The 14,703-nt window shown below is 67.0% G+C and carries 29 protein-coding genes; 28 read left to right on the forward strand and 1 reads right to left on the reverse strand.

The window, feature by feature from the left end; translation table 11 throughout:
* The 28 genes from WJM96_RS20020 to rplQ form a co-directional block, all read left to right on the forward strand.
* A partial coding sequence (locus WJM96_RS20020) for a hypothetical protein (protein WP_424814593.1) occupies window positions 1–87 on the forward strand: 87 nt, incomplete at its 5' end.
* A 15-nt stretch (window positions 88–102) separates the two neighbouring features.
* Window positions 103–411: a 30S ribosomal protein S10 gene (gene rpsJ, locus WJM96_RS20025; RefSeq protein ID WP_131550998.1), complete on the forward strand. Its 309-nt coding sequence runs from the start codon at window positions 103–105 to the stop codon at window positions 409–411.
* Window positions 412–421: 10 nt separating this feature from the next.
* On the forward strand, window positions 422–1,105 hold the full coding sequence (gene rplC / locus WJM96_RS20030) for a 50S ribosomal protein L3 (protein ID WP_424814324.1): 684 nt from the start codon (window positions 422–424) through the stop codon (window positions 1,103–1,105).
* Between the two features lie 10 nt (window positions 1,106–1,115).
* Window positions 1,116–1,736 (forward strand): 50S ribosomal protein L4, encoded by a 621-nt coding sequence (gene rplD, locus WJM96_RS20035; RefSeq protein WP_424814325.1) that lies wholly within the window; start codon window positions 1,116–1,118, stop codon window positions 1,734–1,736.
* Between the two features lie 35 nt (window positions 1,737–1,771).
* Window positions 1,772–2,068: a 50S ribosomal protein L23 gene (locus WJM96_RS20040; protein WP_424814594.1), complete on the forward strand. Its 297-nt coding sequence runs from the start codon at window positions 1,772–1,774 to the stop codon at window positions 2,066–2,068.
* 4 nt (window positions 2,069–2,072) lie between these two features.
* Window positions 2,073–2,909 carry a 50S ribosomal protein L2 gene (rplB, locus tag WJM96_RS20045; protein ID WP_424814326.1) on the forward strand — a complete coding sequence of 279 codons (837 nt, stop codon included), beginning with the start codon at window positions 2,073–2,075 and terminating at the stop codon, window positions 2,907–2,909.
* A gap of 5 nt (window positions 2,910–2,914) precedes the next feature.
* Window positions 2,915–3,193, forward strand: coding sequence for a 30S ribosomal protein S19 (gene rpsS, locus WJM96_RS20050; RefSeq protein WP_424814327.1), 279 nt, complete (start codon window positions 2,915–2,917; stop codon window positions 3,191–3,193).
* Between the two features lie 3 nt (window positions 3,194–3,196).
* Window positions 3,197–3,601: a 50S ribosomal protein L22 gene (rplV, locus tag WJM96_RS20055; RefSeq protein ID WP_424814328.1), complete on the forward strand. Its 405-nt coding sequence runs from the start codon at window positions 3,197–3,199 to the stop codon at window positions 3,599–3,601.
* A 1-nt stretch (window position 3,602) separates the two neighbouring features.
* Entirely contained in the window at window positions 3,603–4,280 is a 678-nt protein-coding gene (rpsC, locus tag WJM96_RS20060) for a 30S ribosomal protein S3 (protein ID WP_424814329.1), read from the forward strand.
* Window positions 4,281–4,291: 11 nt separating this feature from the next.
* Window positions 4,292–4,714, forward strand: coding sequence for a 50S ribosomal protein L16 (rplP, locus tag WJM96_RS20065; protein ID WP_424814330.1), 423 nt, complete (start codon window positions 4,292–4,294; stop codon window positions 4,712–4,714).
* 4 nt (window positions 4,715–4,718) lie between these two features.
* A complete protein-coding gene (gene rpmC / locus WJM96_RS20070) occupies window positions 4,719–4,925 on the forward strand; it encodes a 50S ribosomal protein L29 (protein ID WP_424814331.1) in 207 nt (68 codons plus the stop codon).
* Between the two features lie 15 nt (window positions 4,926–4,940).
* Window positions 4,941–5,204, forward strand: a complete 264-nt coding sequence (gene rpsQ / locus WJM96_RS20075; RefSeq protein ID WP_424814332.1) for a 30S ribosomal protein S17 — start codon at window positions 4,941–4,943, stop codon at window positions 5,202–5,204.
* Entirely contained in the window at window positions 5,201–5,569 is a 369-nt protein-coding gene (gene rplN, locus WJM96_RS20080; protein WP_424814333.1) for a 50S ribosomal protein L14, read from the forward strand. Before rpsQ ends, rplN begins: the two co-directional genes overlap by 4 nt.
* 2 nt (window positions 5,570–5,571) lie before the next feature.
* On the forward strand, window positions 5,572–5,892 hold the full coding sequence (rplX, locus tag WJM96_RS20085; protein WP_424814334.1) for a 50S ribosomal protein L24: 321 nt from the start codon (window positions 5,572–5,574) through the stop codon (window positions 5,890–5,892).
* Window positions 5,889–6,569 (forward strand): 50S ribosomal protein L5, encoded by a 681-nt coding sequence (rplE, locus tag WJM96_RS20090; protein ID WP_424814335.1) that lies wholly within the window; start codon window positions 5,889–5,891, stop codon window positions 6,567–6,569. The genes rplX and rplE overlap by 4 nt, the downstream gene beginning before the upstream one ends.
* Before the next feature lie 55 nt (window positions 6,570–6,624).
* Window positions 6,625–6,930 (forward strand): 30S ribosomal protein S14, encoded by a 306-nt coding sequence (rpsN, locus tag WJM96_RS20095; RefSeq protein WP_424814336.1) that lies wholly within the window; start codon window positions 6,625–6,627, stop codon window positions 6,928–6,930.
* Window positions 6,931–6,942: 12 nt separating this feature from the next.
* Window positions 6,943–7,341: a 30S ribosomal protein S8 gene (gene rpsH / locus WJM96_RS20100; protein WP_424814337.1), complete on the forward strand. Its 399-nt coding sequence runs from the start codon at window positions 6,943–6,945 to the stop codon at window positions 7,339–7,341.
* 12 nt (window positions 7,342–7,353) lie between these two features.
* Entirely contained in the window at window positions 7,354–7,887 is a 534-nt protein-coding gene (gene rplF / locus WJM96_RS20105; protein ID WP_424814338.1) for a 50S ribosomal protein L6, read from the forward strand.
* Window positions 7,887–8,249: a 50S ribosomal protein L18 gene (rplR, locus tag WJM96_RS20110; RefSeq protein WP_424814339.1), complete on the forward strand. Its 363-nt coding sequence runs from the start codon at window positions 7,887–7,889 to the stop codon at window positions 8,247–8,249. The genes rplF and rplR overlap by 1 nt, the downstream gene beginning before the upstream one ends.
* A gap of 17 nt (window positions 8,250–8,266) precedes the next feature.
* Entirely contained in the window at window positions 8,267–8,896 is a 630-nt protein-coding gene (rpsE, locus tag WJM96_RS20115; protein WP_424814340.1) for a 30S ribosomal protein S5, read from the forward strand.
* Window positions 8,889–9,074, forward strand: coding sequence for a 50S ribosomal protein L30 (gene rpmD / locus WJM96_RS20120; RefSeq protein ID WP_424814341.1), 186 nt, complete (start codon window positions 8,889–8,891; stop codon window positions 9,072–9,074). The genes rpsE and rpmD overlap by 8 nt, the downstream gene beginning before the upstream one ends.
* A gap of 34 nt (window positions 9,075–9,108) precedes the next feature.
* Complete coding sequence (rplO, locus tag WJM96_RS20125) at window positions 9,109–9,588, forward strand: 50S ribosomal protein L15 (RefSeq protein WP_424814342.1); 480 nt, start codon at window positions 9,109–9,111, stop codon at window positions 9,586–9,588.
* 100 nt (window positions 9,589–9,688) lie between these two features.
* A complete protein-coding gene (gene secY, locus WJM96_RS20130; protein WP_424814343.1) occupies window positions 9,689–11,044 on the forward strand; it encodes a preprotein translocase subunit SecY in 1,356 nt (451 codons plus the stop codon).
* 13 nt (window positions 11,045–11,057) lie between these two features.
* The gene (locus tag WJM96_RS20135; protein ID WP_424814344.1) at window positions 11,058–11,711 is read left to right on the forward strand and encodes an adenylate kinase; all 654 of its coding nucleotides are present in this window, start codon (window positions 11,058–11,060) and stop codon (window positions 11,709–11,711) included.
* 174 nt (window positions 11,712–11,885) lie between these two features.
* The gene (gene rpsM, locus WJM96_RS20140) at window positions 11,886–12,263 is read left to right on the forward strand and encodes a 30S ribosomal protein S13 (RefSeq protein ID WP_424814345.1); all 378 of its coding nucleotides are present in this window, start codon (window positions 11,886–11,888) and stop codon (window positions 12,261–12,263) included.
* Window position 12,264: 1 nt separating this feature from the next.
* Window positions 12,265–12,660 carry a 30S ribosomal protein S11 gene (gene rpsK / locus WJM96_RS20145; protein WP_424814346.1) on the forward strand — a complete coding sequence of 132 codons (396 nt, stop codon included), beginning with the start codon at window positions 12,265–12,267 and terminating at the stop codon, window positions 12,658–12,660.
* 108 nt (window positions 12,661–12,768) lie between these two features.
* Window positions 12,769–13,785, forward strand: a complete 1,017-nt coding sequence (locus WJM96_RS20150; protein WP_424814347.1) for a DNA-directed RNA polymerase subunit alpha — start codon at window positions 12,769–12,771, stop codon at window positions 13,783–13,785.
* Between the two features lie 21 nt (window positions 13,786–13,806).
* Window positions 13,807–14,229: a 50S ribosomal protein L17 gene (gene rplQ / locus WJM96_RS20155; RefSeq protein WP_424814348.1), complete on the forward strand. Its 423-nt coding sequence runs from the start codon at window positions 13,807–13,809 to the stop codon at window positions 14,227–14,229.
* A gap of 71 nt (window positions 14,230–14,300) precedes the next feature.
* On the opposite strand, the gene WJM96_RS20160 is transcribed toward rplQ, so the two are convergent.
* Window positions 14,301–14,693 carry a hypothetical protein gene (locus tag WJM96_RS20160; RefSeq protein ID WP_424814349.1) on the reverse strand — a complete coding sequence of 131 codons (393 nt, stop codon included), beginning with the start codon at window positions 14,691–14,693 and terminating at the stop codon, window positions 14,301–14,303.
* Window positions 14,694–14,703 lie beyond the last annotated feature (10 nt).

Below are 14,703 nucleotides of genomic sequence, written 5' to 3' on the forward strand. Positions count from 1 at the left end.
ATCGCGATGGATGAGGGCCTGCGCTTCGCCATCCGCGAAGGTGGCCGCACCGTCGGCGCCGGCGTCGTCGCCTCCATCGCGAAGTAATCGGACCACTCCGCCATGGACAGCCAAAACATCCGCATCCGCCTCAAGGCGTTCGATCACCGCGTGCTCGATGGTAGCACGCGGGAGATCGTGCAGACCGCGAAGCGGACCGGTGCGCGGGTTCGCGGGCCTATCCCGCTGCCCACCCAGATTGAGCGTTTCACCGTGAACCGCTCGCCGCATGTGGACAAGAAGAGCCGCGAGCAGTTCGAGATCCGGACTCATCGCCGCCTTCTCGATATCGTCGACCCCACCCCGCAGACCGTGGACGCGCTGATGAAGCTCGACCTGGCCTCCGGTGTGGACGTCGAGATCAAGATCTGAGGACGGAACCATGGCTACCCAGGTCCGGACGGGGCTGATCGCGCGCAAGCTCGGCATGACTCGGCTTTTCAATGATGACGGCTCCACGACGCCGGTGACGGTTCTGCATCTCGATGCGGTCCGCGTCATCGCGCAGCGTACGGCCGAGACGGATGGCTACACGGCGCTGCAGGTCGGCATCGGTAAGGCCAAGCCGAAGAACGTGACGAAGGCCAATCGCGGCCACTTCGCGAAGGCCGGCGTCGAGGCTCCGATGAAGCTCGCCGAGTTCCGCGTGGATGCCGAGGCGCTGGTCGCCCCGGGTACCGTGCTCTCGGGCGCGCATTTCGTGACGGGCCAGAAGGTGGACATCACCGGCACGACCAAGGGCAAGGGCTTTGCCGGCGCGATGAAGCGCTGGAACTTCTCCGGCCTCGAGGCCACGCACGGCGTGTCGATCAGCCACCGTTCGCATGGTTCGACGGGTAACCGCCAGGATCCCGGCAAGACCTTCAAGAACAAGAAGATGGCCGGTCATCTGGGCGTCGAGCGCGTGACCACGCAGAACCTCGTCGTGGCTGGCCACGATGCGGAGCGCGGGCTGCTGCTCATCAAGGGCGCCATCCCCGGTGCGGCCGGCGGCTATGTGCTGGTTCGCGACGCTGTGAAGCGCGCGCGCCCTGCCGAAGCCCCGTTCCCCGCGGCGACGGCCTGAGGATAGAGAGATGCAAGTTTCTGTCATCACGCTGGACAACGCCACGGCCGGCCAGGCCGAGCTGCCGGACGAGATCTTCGCCGTGGACCCCCGCGCCGATCTCATGGCACGCGTTGTTCACTGGCAGCTCGCCAAGCGCCGTGCCGGCACCCACAAGGTGAAGGGCATGGGCGAGGTTTCGGGCACGACCAAGAAGCCGTACCGCCAGAAGGGCACGGGCTCGGCCCGTCAGGGCTCGCTCCGCGCGCCGCAGTTCCGCACCGGTGGTGCGGTTCACGGCCCGGTGGTGCGCGACCATGGCTACTCGCTGAACAAGAAGGTCCGCCGTCTCGGCCTGATCTCCGCGCTCAGCCAGAAGGCCAAGGACGGCAAGCTCGTGGTGCTCGAGGCCGCGACCGCGACCGCCGAGGACAAGACCTCCGCCATGGCCAAGCGCGTCAAGGCGCTGGGCTGGACGAAGGCGCTCGTCATCGACGCCGCCGTGGATGTGAACTTCAGCCGCGTGCTGCGCAACATCCCGGGCATGGACGCGCTGCCGACCGCCGGCGCGAACGTCTATGACATCCTGAACCACGACGTGCTGGTCCTGACCCGCGCTGGCGTGGAAGCCCTGAAGGAGCGCCTGGCATGAGCGCGACGATCAGCAAGCCGAAGGCCGCTGCGCCGATCAGCAAGGAGCGGATGTACCAGTGCATCCTCTCCCCGCTGGTCACGGAGAAGGCCACGATGATGAGTGAGCTGGGCCAGTACGCCTTCCGCGTCGCGCTGGATGCCTCCAAGCCTGAGATCAAGCAGGCGGTCGAGGGGCTGTTCGGCGTCGAGGTCCTCGCCGTGAACACGCTGCTCGTGAAGGGCAAGACGAAGCGCTTCAAGGGTCGTCCCGGCAAGCGTTCCGACTGGAAGAAGGCGATGGTGCGCCTGGCCGAGGGCCAGAGCATCGATCTGACCACGGGGCTCAGCTAAGGTCATGGCGCTCAAGAATTTCAACCCGACCACTCCGAGCCTTCGCGGCACGGTGCTGATCGACCGGACCGCCCTGTGGAAGGGCAAGCCCGTGAAGGGGCTGACGGAGGGCAAGAGCCACTCCGGCGGCCGCAACAATCACGGCCGCATCACCGTGCGGTTCCGTGGGGGCGGGCACAAGCAGTCCTACCGCATCGTCGACTTCAAGCGCCGCGCCAAGTGGGGCGTGCCCGCCACGGTCGAGCGCATCGAGTACGATCCGAACCGCACGGCCTTCATTGCCCTGATCAAGTATCAGGACAACGAGATCGCCTACATCCTGGCGCCGCAGCGCCTGAAGGTGGGCGATATCGTGGTCGCCGGCGAGCGCGCGGACATCAAGCCGGGCAACGCCATGCCGCTGGGCTCGATCCCGGTCGGCACCGTGATCCACAACATCGAGCTGAAGCCCGGTGCCGGTGGCAAGATCGCGCGTTCGGCCGGTACCTTCGCCCAGCTCGTGGGCAAGGATGCGGGTCTGGCGCAGATCAAGCTGATGTCGGGCGAGCTGCGCACCGTGCGCGGCGAGTGCATGGCCTCCATTGGTGCGGTGTCCAACCCGGACAACAGCAACCAGGAGCTGGGCAAGGCCGGTCGCAGCCGTTGGCTGGGCCGCAAGCCGCACAACCGTGGCGTCACCATGAACCCGGTCGACCACCCGCATGGTGGTGGTGAGGGCCGGACCTCGGGCGGCCGTCATCCGGTCACGCCGTGGGGCAAGCCGACCAAGGGTGCGAAGACGCGCAACAACAAGCGGACGGATCGCGAAATCGTGCGCCGCCGCAACGCGACGAAGGGCTGATCGCGATGCCGCGCAGTGTATGGAAAGGGCCGTTCGTGGACGGCTATCTGCTCGCGAAGGCGGAGGCCGGTCGTGCCTCCACCCGCAACGAGCTCATCAAGACCTGGTCTCGCCGCAGCACGATCCTGCCGCAGTTCGTGGGGCTGACCTTCGGCGTGTACAACGGCCGGAAGTTCCTCCCTGTCCAGGTCACCGAGAACATGGTGGGTCACAAGCTCGGCGAGTTCTCGCCGACGCGGACCTTCGGTGGTCACTCGGCTGACAAGAAGGCGAAGCGGGGCTAAGCCATGAGCAAGCCGAAGCATCCCCGCGGTCTCGCGGACTCCGAGGCGCAGGCCATCACGCACAACATCCGCGTGAGCCCGCGCAAGCTGAACCTGATCGCCGGCATGATCCGCGGCGCGAAGGCCCAGGACGCTGTCGCGACCCTGACCTTCAGCAAGCGGCGCATCGCGCAGACGGTGAAGAAGACGCTCGAGAGCGCCATCGCCAACGCCGAGAACAACCACCAGCTGGACGTGGACCGCCTGGTCGTGTCCCGCGCCGAGGTGGGCCGTTCGATCGTGATGAAGCGCTTCGCGGCGCGCGGTCGCGGCAAGTCCTCGCGCATCGAGAAGTGGTTCAGCCACCTCAAGATCGTGGTGGCGGAGCAGCAGGCGCCGGCGGCGTCCAACGAAGCAGGGGCCGCGTAAGATGGGTCACAAAGTCAATCCGATCGGGCTGCGCCTCGGCATCAACCGGACCTGGGACAGCCGCTGGTTCGCGGGCAACGACTATTCTCGCCTGCTGCATGATGACCTGAAGCTGCGCGACACGCTCAAGGACAAGCTGAAGTCCGCGGGTGTCTCGAAGGTGGTGGTGGAGCGCCCGGCGAAGAAGCCGCGCGTGACCATCCACGCCGCGCGGCCCGGCGTCGTCATCGGCAAGAAGGGCGCGGACATCGACAGCCTGCGCAAGGACCTGTCGGCCAAGGCGGGCGCCGAGGTCTCCCTGAACATCCTCGAGATCCGCAAGCCGGAGCTCGATGCAGTTCTGGTGGCCGAGAGCATCGCGCAGCAGCTGGAGCGCCGCGTGGCCTTCCGCCGTGCGATGAAGCGCGCCGTGCAGTCCGCGATGCGTCTGGGCGCCCTGGGCATCCGGATCAACTGCTCCGGCCGTCTGGGCGGCGCCGAGATCGCCCGCATGGAGTGGTACCGCGAGGGCCGCGTGCCCCTGCACACGCTCCGCGCGGACATCGACTACGGCGTGGCGACGGCGAAGACGACTTACGGCACTTGCGGCGTGAAGGTCTGGATCTTCAAGGGCGAGATCATGGCCCATGATCCTGCGGCGCAGGACAAGCGCGCGCAAGAACAAGCGCCGCAGCGTTGAGGTGAACTGAGATGTTGCAGCCGAAGCGAACCAAGTATCGGAAGGCCCATAAGGGCCGCATCAAGGGCGTGGCCAAGGGCGGCTTCACGCTGTCCTTCGGCGGCTACGGCCTGAAGGCGCTGGAGCCTGAGCGCGTGACCGCGCGGCAGATCGAGGCGGCTCGCCGCGCGATCACCCGTGCGATGAAGCGCCAGGGCCGCGTCTGGATCCGCATCTTCCCGGATGTGCCGGTCTCGACCAAGCCTGCCGAAGTCCGCATGGGCTCGGGCAAGGGCGCGCCCGAATATTGGGTGGCCCGGGTGAAGCCCGGCCGCATCATGTTCGAGCTCGACGGCGTGCCGAACGAGGTGGCGCGTGAGGCGCTCAACCTCGGCGCGGCGAAGCTGCCGATCCGCACCAAGATCGTCGCGCGTCTCGGCGCGGCGGAGGCCTGAGGTCATGACCAAGATCGTGGACATCCGCACCAAGTCCCAGGACGAGCTCAGCGGCCTGCTGATCGACCTGCGCAAAGAGCAGTTCAACCTCCGTTTCCAGCGTGCCACCGGGCAGCTGGAAGCGACGGGCCGCATTCAGGCGGTCCGGCGCGATATCGCCCGTGTGAAAACCGTCCTGGCCGAGCGCACCCGCTCGGCCGCCAAGGCCTAAGAGGAGACCCCGGCCATGCCGAAGCGCGTCCTCACCGGACGGGTCGTCAGCGACAAGATGGACAAGACGGTCACCGTCTTGATCGAGCGTCGCGTGATGCATCCGCTCTACAAGAAGTTCATTCGCCGCTCGAAGAAGTACGCGGCGCATGACGAAACCAACCAGTGCAAGGAAGGCGACCTGGTCTCCATCGAGGAGTGCCCGCCGATTTCCAAGCGCAAGGCCTGGACTGTCGTCGCCCGCAACGGCGAGGCGCTTGAGGCAGGAGCTTCGGCATGATCTCGGTCGAGTCGAACCTGGACGTCGCCGACAACTCCGGCGCGCGCCGCGTGCAGTGCATCAAGGTGCTGGGCGGTTCCAAGCGGAAGACGGCGTCGGTCGGCGACATCATCGTCGTCGCCGTGCAGGAAGCCATTCCCCGGGGCAAGGTGAAGAAGGGCTCGGTCGAGCGCGCGGTGATCGTGCGCACGGCCTACCCGGTCCGCCGCGCCGACGGCAGCGCGATCCGCTTCGACCGGAACGCCGCCGTCCTCATCAACAAGTCCGGCGAGCCGATCGGCACCCGCATCTTTGGGCCGGTCGTTCGTGAGCTGCGCGCGCGCAAGTTCATGAAGATCATCTCGCTGGCGCCGGAGGTCCTGTAACCATGGCCGCCAAGATCAAGAAGGGTGACCGGGTGCATGTGCTCACCGGTCGCGACAAGGGCAAGCGCGGCGAAGTGCTGCGCGTGATCCCGAGCGAGAACCGTGCGGTTGTCCAGGGCGTGAACCTGGTCAAGAAGCACACGAAGCAGACGCGCATGGGCGAGACCGGCGGCATCGTTTCCACCGAGGCGACGATCAACCTGTCGAACCTGGCGCTCATCGATCCGAAGACGGACAAGCCCACCCGCGTCGGCTTCCGCGTCCTGGAGGACGGGAAGAAGGTCCGCGTGGCCAAGGGCTCTGGTGAGGTGCTCGACGCATGAGCGGAACGAAGAAGGCGGCCGGCGGCAAGCCCGCGGCCAACGCCAAGAAGCCCGCCGAGGCCGCGGAAGGCAGCAGCCGCCGCGTCGACGCGATCCCCGCGGCTCCCGGTCCCGCCCAGGCGGCGCCGGCCGAGGTCGCGCGGCTTCAGGCTTTCTACAAGGAGACCGTGCGGAAGAAGCTGCAGGATGAGTTCGGCTACACGAACCCCATGCAGATTCCGAAGCTCGAGAAGATCGTGATCAACATGGGCGTGGGTGAGGCCGCGGGCGACCAGAAGAAGCTGGACGCCGCCGTTGCCGACCTCACGCTGATCTCCGGCCAGAAGCCGGTCCGCACGCGTGCGAAGAAGGCGATCGCCGGCTTCAAGATCCGTGAGGGCCAGGCCATCGGCTGCAAGGTCACGCTCCGCAAGGCGCGCATGTACGAGTTCCTGGACCGCCTGGTCACCATCGCGCTGCCGCGCGTGCGTGACTTCCGCGGCATTCCCGGACACCGCGGCTTCGACGGTCGGGGGAACTACTCCCTCGGCATGAAGGAGCAGATCGTGTTCCCCGAGATCAACTACGACAAGGTGGATGCGGTTCGCGGTATGGATATCGTGTTCGTCACGACGGCGAAGACGGACAAGGAAGCCAAGGCTCTGCTGAAGGCTTTCGATCTCCCCTTCGTCAACTGAATCATTGGAAAACCGCCGGCGGGATGCCGGCAGGTTCCGGAGGACCATAGACCAGATGGCCAAGACCTCTTCTGTCGAGAAGAACAAGTTCCGCGAGAAGCTCTCGGCACGGCACGCGAAGAAGCGCGCCGAGCTGAAGAGCCTGGTGATGGACCGCGAGGCGCCGATCGAGGATCGCTTCGAGGCCAGCATCAAGCTTGCCCAGATGCCGCGCAACGGTGCGAAGAACCGCATCCGCCTGCGCTGCGAGCTGACCGGCCGCCCTCGCGGCAACTACCGGAAGTTCAAGCTTTGCCGCAACCAGCTGCGGGACCTGGCCAACAAGGGCCAGCTCCCCGGTGTGGTCAAGGCGAGCTGGTAAGGAGCCCGGCGCATGTCCATGTCCGACCCGTTGGGCGATCTGCTCACCCGTATCCGCAACGCCCATGGCGCGCGGCAGACCCGCTGCATCGCCCCGGCGAGCCGCCTCAAGACCGATGTGCTCGACGTCCTGAAGCGTGAAGGCTATATCCGCGCCTGGCGCGTGGAGGAGCTTCGCGCCGGCATCAGCCAGATCGAGATCGAGCTGAAGTATTCCGAGGGCGAGCCCGCCATCAAGGAGATCAAGCGCGTCTCCAAGCCTGGACGGCGCGTCTATTCGAAGATCAAGGAGCTGCCGAAGTTCTACAACGGCCTCGGCATCTCGATCCTGTCCACGCCCCGCGGCGTGATGAGCGATGCGGAGGCCCGCGCTGCCAATGTTGGCGGCGAAGTCCTCTGCCGCGTGTTCTGATAGGGGCCCGACATGTCTCGCGTTGGTAAATACCCGGTCCCGATCCCCGCTGGCGTGCAGGTCACGCTCGCGGGCCGCACGCTGACGGCCAAGGGCAAGCTGGGCGAGCTCAAGCTCGACCTGACGGATGCCGTGGACGTGGACGTCCGTGAGAAGGAGGTGGCGGTCTCGCCGCGTGGCAAGGACACGCGCAGCCGTACCCTCTGGGGCACGACCCGCAGCCTGCTCCAGGGCATGGTGACGGGCGTTTCCGCCGGCTTCTCGAAGTCGATGGAAATCACCGGCACCGGCTATCGCGCCGCGATGCAGGGCAACGACCTCGTGCTGAACCTCGGTTACAGCCACGAGATCCGCTACCCGCAGCCGGCAGGCATCAAGATCTCCTGCGAGAAGCCCACCTCGATCAAGGTCGAGGGCGTGGACAAGCAGAAGGTCGGCCAGGTGGCCGCCGAAATCCGCGCGTATCGCGGCCCCGAGCCCTACAAGGGCAAGGGCGTCAAGTACGACAACGAAGTCATCCTCCGGAAGGAGGGGAAGAAGAAGTAATGGCCGACAAGATCGCATTGCGGCATCGCCGCCGTTCGCGTCTGCGCTACCAGCTGAAGATGAAGAGCGCGGGTCGTCCGCGCCTCTCCGTCTTCCGTTCGGGGCGGCACATCTACGCGCAGGTCATCGACGATGCGGCTGGCCGCACCGTGGCCGCCGCCTCGACGCTCGAGAAGGATCTTCGCGGGTCCCTCAAGACCGGCGCGGACAAGGACGCGGCGACGACCGTCGGCAAGCTGGTGGCCGAGCGTGCGCTCGCCGCCGGGGTCAACGCGGTCGTCTTCGATCGCGGGCCCTTCCTCTACCATGGCCGCGTCAAGGCGCTGGCGGAGGCCGCCCGTGAGGGTGGCCTGAGCTTCTGAGCGCGGGGAGATCGATTATGGCACGTGAACCGCGCAGCGGCGGCGAAGGCGAGAACAGGGGTCGTGGCCGTGGCCGCGACCGCGATCAGAATCGTGGGCCGGCCCCCGACCGGGAGCAGGGCGACGAGCTGCAGGACAAGCTGGTCACGATCAACCGTGTGGCCAAGGTGGTGAAGGGCGGTCGCCGCTTCAGCTTCGCCGCCCTGGTGGTCGTAGGTGATCAGAAGGGCCGCGTGGGCTGGGGCAGCGGCAAGGCCCGCGAGGTCCCCGAGGCGATCCGCAAGGCGACGGAGCGTGCCAAGAAGGGCATGATCCGCGTGCCGATGCGCGAGAGCCGCACGCTGCACCACGACGTGATCGGCGAGTTCGGCGCCGGCAAGGTGACGCTGCGTGCGGCGCCCGCCGGTACCGGCATCATCGCCGGCGGTCCGATGCGCGCCGTTTTCGAGACGCTGGGCATGGGCGATGTCGTGGCGAAGTGCACCGGCTCGACGAACCCGCACAACATGGTGAAGGCGACCTTCGCCGCCCTGCAGCGCGCATCGAGCCCGCGCAGCGTGGCGAACCGCCGGGGCAAGAAGGTCGCCGACCTGCTTGGCCCGCGTAAGGATGGCGCCCCTGAGACCGCGGAGGCGGCAAATGGCTGACAAGAAGACGGTCCGCGTGACCCAGACGGCCTCTGGCAACGGCAGGAAGCCGGGCCAGCAGGCCACCCTGGTGGGCCTCGGCCTGAATAAGATCAACCGCTCGCGCGAGCTGGAGGATACGCCCGCTGTGCGCGGGATGATCCGCAAGGTTGCGCATCTCGTGAAGGTGGAGGGCTGACCGCGTTGCGGTCATTCCTCCAGAGGACATGGTCATGAAGCTCAACGAACTGCGCGACAACGAAGGTGCGCGGCCGAAGTTCAAGCGCGTCGGCCGCGGCATCGGCTCGGGCAAGGGCAAGACGTCCGGCCGCGGCGTGAAGGGTCAGAAGGCCCGGACCGGCGTGTCGCTGAACGGCTTCGAGGGTGGTCAGCTCCCGATCTATCGGCGTCTGCCGAAGCGCGGGTTCAAGAACATCTTCCGCCTGCAGTACGCGCCGCTGAACATCGGCGCGCTGGACAAGGCGATCGAGGCCGGCAAGCTCCCCGCCGACCAGCCGATCACGGAGGAGGCGCTGCGCGCCGCCGGCGTGGTCCGCCAGGGCAAGAAGTTCGTCGGCGTCCGCCTGCTGGGTCTCGGCGAGATCAAGCGCGCGGTGCAGATCTCCGTCTCCGGCGCTTCGGCGGCCGCGGTGGCGGCGGTCGAGGCCGCGGGCGGCAAGGTGACGCTGCCGGCGGAAGCCGCGGCGGAGTAATTTCCGGGCAACCAGGGCGCGATGCTGGCTAGCAGCGGCGCGCCCTGGGCTTTATCCGTAGGCCCGGGCACCTCTCGCCCGGATAGAGGGTAGGAACCGAATGGCCTCGGCCACCGATCAGCTCGCGAACAGTCTCAACTTCGGCGTCCTCGCCAAGGCGACCGAGCTCAAGAACCGAATCTGGTTCACCCTCGGCGCCCTCATCGTCTACCGAATCGGCACCTATGTTCCCGTCCCCGGCGTCGACGCCGCGGTGATGGGCGAGATGCTGCGCCAGCATGGCGGCGGCATCCTGGGCATGTTCGACATGTTCACCGGTGGTGCGCTCGGCCGCATGACCGTGCTGGCGTTGAACATCATGCCGTACATCTCGGCCAGCATCATCGTTCAGCTTATGACCGCCGCCATCCCGAGCTGGGAGGCCCTCAAGAAGGAGGGCGAGAGCGGGCGGAAGAAGCTGAACCAGTACACCCGCTACCTCACGCTCCTCATCGCGATCTTCCAGGCCTATGGCATCGCGGTCGGTCTGGAGGGGATACGCGGCACCACGGGCTCGGCCGTGGCCGACCCGGGCATGTTCTTCCGCGTCTCCTGCGTCATCACGCTGGTCGGCGGCACCATGTTCCTGATGTGGCTCGGCGAGCAGATCACCGCGCGCGGCGTGGGCAATGGCATCTCGCTGATCATCTTCGCCGGCATCGTGGCGAACCTGCCCTCGGCGCTGATCTCGACGCTCGAGCTCGGCCGGACGGGCGCGCTGTCCACTTTCTTCATCATCTTCTTCCTGCTGGCGGCGCTCGCGATCATCGCGCTGGTGGTCTTCATGGAGCGCGCCCAGCGGCGCATTCCCGTGCAGTACCCCAAGCGCCAGGTCGGCAACCGCATGTTCGGCGGCGAAAACACGCACCTGCCGCTGAAGCTGAACACGGCCGGCGTCATCCCGCCGATCTTCGCCTCCTCGCTGCTGCTGCTGCCCGCGACCATCGCCGGCTTCTCGACCGACCGCACGGCCGATACCTGGCTGCAGACGGTGGCGAACCTGCTGGCGCATGGCCAGCCGCTCTACATGGGCCTCTACCTGGTCCTGATCATCTTCTTCTCGTTCTTCTACACGGCCGTGGTGTTCAATCCGGTCGAGACCGCGGATAACCTGAAGAAGTACGGCGGCTTCGTCCCCGGCATCCGTCCCGGCCAGAACACGGCCGAGTACCTGGACCGCGTGCTGACGCGGCTCACGGTCCTGGGCGCCGCCTATCTCTGCGTGATCTGCATCGTCCCCGAGATCCTGATCTCGAACTACGGCGTGCCCTTCTACTTCGGCGGCACCTCGCTGCTGATCATCGTCTCCGTGACGATGGACACGGTGGCGCAGGTCCAGTCGCACCTCTTCGCGCACCAGTACGAAGGTCTGATCAAGAAGGCCCGCCTCGGTGGGCGCGGCCCGCGGCCGCGGTGAGGGCAGGATGGCGATGAACCTCATCCTTCTGGGCCCGCCGGGCGCAGGCAAGGGGACGCAGGCCAAGAAGCTCGAGGAGCGCTTCGGCCTGGTGCAGATCTCGACGGGCGACATGCTGCGCGCCGAGGTGAAGTCTGGCTCCGCCATCGGGCAGGAAGCGAAGGCGATCATGGAGCGGGGCGAGCTGATCCCCGATTCGGTGATCACCTCGATGCTGGCGGCCCGCGTGAAGCAGCCGGACGCCGTGAAGGGCTTCATCCTGGACGGCTTCCCGCGCACGACGCCGCAGGCCGAGTCGCTGGACAAGATGCTGGCCGAGCAAGGCCTGACGCTCGACCATGTGATCGAGCTCAAGGTGGACGACGCCCAGATGGTGGAGCGGATTTCGGGCCGCTACACCTGCGCCAATTGCGGCGAAGGCTACCACGACCATTTCAAGCAGCCGAAGGTGCCTGGCGTCTGCGACGTGTGCGGGGGAACGGAGTTCACCCGCCGCGCGGACGACAAGGCGGAGACGGTGGGTGCGCGCCTCGCGGCCTATCACCGCCAGACGGCGCCGCTGCTTCCCTACTATGCCGCGCAGGGCAAGCTGCGCAGCGTCGACGGCATGGCGGAAATGTCCTCCGTGACGGCGGATTTGGAGAGGATTCTGACGTCGGGCGCTTGACGGGCGAGGGGGGTTGGGCCTATGTCCCCGCCTCTCACGGACGCGGTGTGCCGGAAACGGCACCCTTCGGCCGTGTTTCGCTTTGCTTGACGTGGAAGTTTCGCCGCAAGGCCGGATGATCCGGTTGCGTGGTAACCATTTGGACGGGCCCCTCTGGGCCACAGGAGCTGGAACGTGGCGCGTATCGCTGGCGTGAACATCCCCACCAATAAGCGCGTGGTGATCTCGCTGCGCTATATCTATGGCATCGGCCCGAAGAATGCGGAGCAGATCTGCCAGGAGGTCGGGATTCCGGCCGAGCGCCGCGTGAACCAGCTCACCGACGACGAGGTGATGAAGCTGCGCGAGCTCATCGACCGCGACTACCGCGTGGAGGGCGACCTCCGCCGTGAAGTGGCGATGAACATCAAGCGGCTCATGGACATGGCCTGCTACCGCGGCCTGCGTCATCGCCGTGGCCTGCCGGTCCGTGGCCAGCGCACCCACACGAACGCGCGCACGCGCAAGGGCAAGGCCGTGGCCGTTGCCGGCAAGAAGAAGGTGACCAAGTAAGATGGCCCGTCAGCCCAGCTCGAACCGCCCTCGCAAGAAGGAGCGCAAGAACATCAGCTCCGGCGTGGCGCATGTTCTCGCGACCTTCAACAACACGATCGTGACCATCACGGACGCGCAGGGCAACTCGATTGCCTGGTCGTCCTCGGGTTCGAAGGGTTTCAAGGGCAGCCGCAAGAGCACGCCCTACGCCGCCCAGATGGCCGCCGAGGATGCCGGCATGAAGGCGCGCGAGCACGGCATGGAGACCGTCGAGGTCATGGTGTCGGGTCCGGGTTCGGGCCGCGAGTCGGCGCTGCGCGCGCTGCAGACGGTCGGCTTCCACGTGACGGCCATCCGCGACGTGACGCCGATCCCGCACAACGGCTGCCGTCCGCGCAAGCGCCGGCGCGTCTGATCCGGCGCTGGGCCCCACCGCTTTCAGGCGGGGTCCGCGACTACCTTTTCGAGAGCACCGCCCCTCCGGCCCCAGTGCCGGGCGGGATCGGCTCCTAGGAGAGATCACTTGCTCGAACGCAACTGGCAATCACTGATCAAGCCCGAGAAGCTCCAGGTCGAGTCGGGCAGCACGGATCTGCGCCAGGCGACCCTGGTGGCCGAGCCCCTCGAGCGCGGCTTCGGCCAGACGCTGGGCAATGCGCTGCGCCGCATCCTGCTGTCCTCGCTGCAAGGCGCCGCCGTCACCGGCGTGAAGATCGACGGCGTGCTGCATGAGTTCAGCAGCCTGACCGGTGCGCGCGAGGATGTGACCGACATCATCCTCAACCTGAAGCAGCTCGCCATCCGCTACCAGGGCGAGGGCACGAAGCGCCTGATGCTGACGGCCACCGGCCCCGGCGAGGTGACAGCGGCCCAGATCCAGACCTCGGGCGACATCGAGATCGCCAATCCCGAGCTCGTGATCTGCACGCTGGACGATGGCGCGAAGCTCTCCATGGAGCTGACGGTCCAGACGGGCCGCGGCTACGTCCCGGCCTCGCAGAACCGTGCCGAGGACGCGCCGATCGGGCAGATCCCGGTGGACGCGATCTACTCGCCGGTCCGCAAGGTCTCCTACCGCGTCGAGCCGACGCGCGTGGGCCAGGTGACCGACTATGACCGCCTCGTCCTCTCGCTCGAGACGAACGGCACGGTGGTTCCCGAGGACGCCGTGGCGCTCGCCGCCCGCATCCTGCAGGACCAGCTGGCCCTCTTCGTGACCTTCGAGGAGCCGCGCGAGAAGGCCCGTGAGGAAGTGCAGGACGACCTGCCCTTCAACCGGAACCTGCTCCGCAAGGTGGACGAGCTGGAGCTGTCGGTCCGCTCGGCGAACTGCCTGAAGAACGACAACATCGTCTACATCGGCGACCTCGTTCAGAAGAGCGAGCAGGAGATGCTGCGGACGCCGAACTTCGGCCGCAAGTCGCTGAACGAAATCAAGGAAGTGCTGGCCTCGATGGGCCTCTCGCTCGGCATGCCGATCACCGGCTGGCCGCCCGAGAACATCGAGGACCTGGCGAAGAAGATCGAAGAGCCGTTCTGAGCCCGGCCAGGAGATAAGACTATGCGTCACGGAGTTTCGGGCCGAAAGCTCGGCGTCACCTCGACCCATCGCGCGGCGATGTTCCGCAACATGGCCACCAGCCTGCTCAAGCACGAGCAGATCACCACCACGCTCCCCAAGGCGAAGGAGCTGCGCCCGTACGTGGAGCGCATCATCACCCTCGCCAAGCGCGGTGGCCTGCATGCTCGCCGCCAGGCCTACTCGGTGATCATGGACGAGAAGGTCGTGGACAAGCTCTTCACCACGATCGCGGAGCGCTACAAGACGCGCGCGGGCGGCTACACGCGTGTCCTGAAGGCGGGCTTCCGCTACGGCGACGCTGCGGCGATGGCCGTGATCGAGCTGGTTGACCGCGATCTGGCCGCGAAGGGCCTGGACAGCGGCCCGAAGCCGGAGAAGGCCGAGGAGCAGGAGGCGGCGTAAAGCCCCGTTCTTCCTGAGGATCAGAAAAGGCGAGAGGGGCGTCCCTCTCGCCTTTTTCTTTGGGCGTGGACTCAGTCGCCGTAGCGCAGCGCGCCGGCCATCCCGGGGTCGAACTCCACCAGCGCCGGCTGCAGCGCCTTCGGCCAGATGGCGATCCGGGGCGGGATGAAGAGGGACGGCCGGTCATGCTCCAGCAGCATGATCACGACTGACTCGGTCTGCGTGTCGAAAGCCAGGAAGACCTTGGCCTCCCCGCAGCCGGTGGGCGCGCAGGCGTGGCCGGAGATCCAGCGGCCCTCCGACACGGCCAGCCCCGGCCCCGGGCCGCGCAGGGCATCGCTCACCACCCGCTGCCGCCCCGCCGCCATGCGGCGCAGGCGCGGCCCTACGGTGGGATGGGCGGCAAGCGCCACCACCGGCTGGCCGGCCAGCGCCAGGACCTCAGGCGCCTGGGCTCGGGCCACGGCCGGCAGT

The organism is Roseococcus sp. YIM B11640, assembly GCF_049727625.1.
Classification (GTDB): Bacteria; Pseudomonadota; Alphaproteobacteria; order Acetobacterales; family Acetobacteraceae; genus Roseococcus.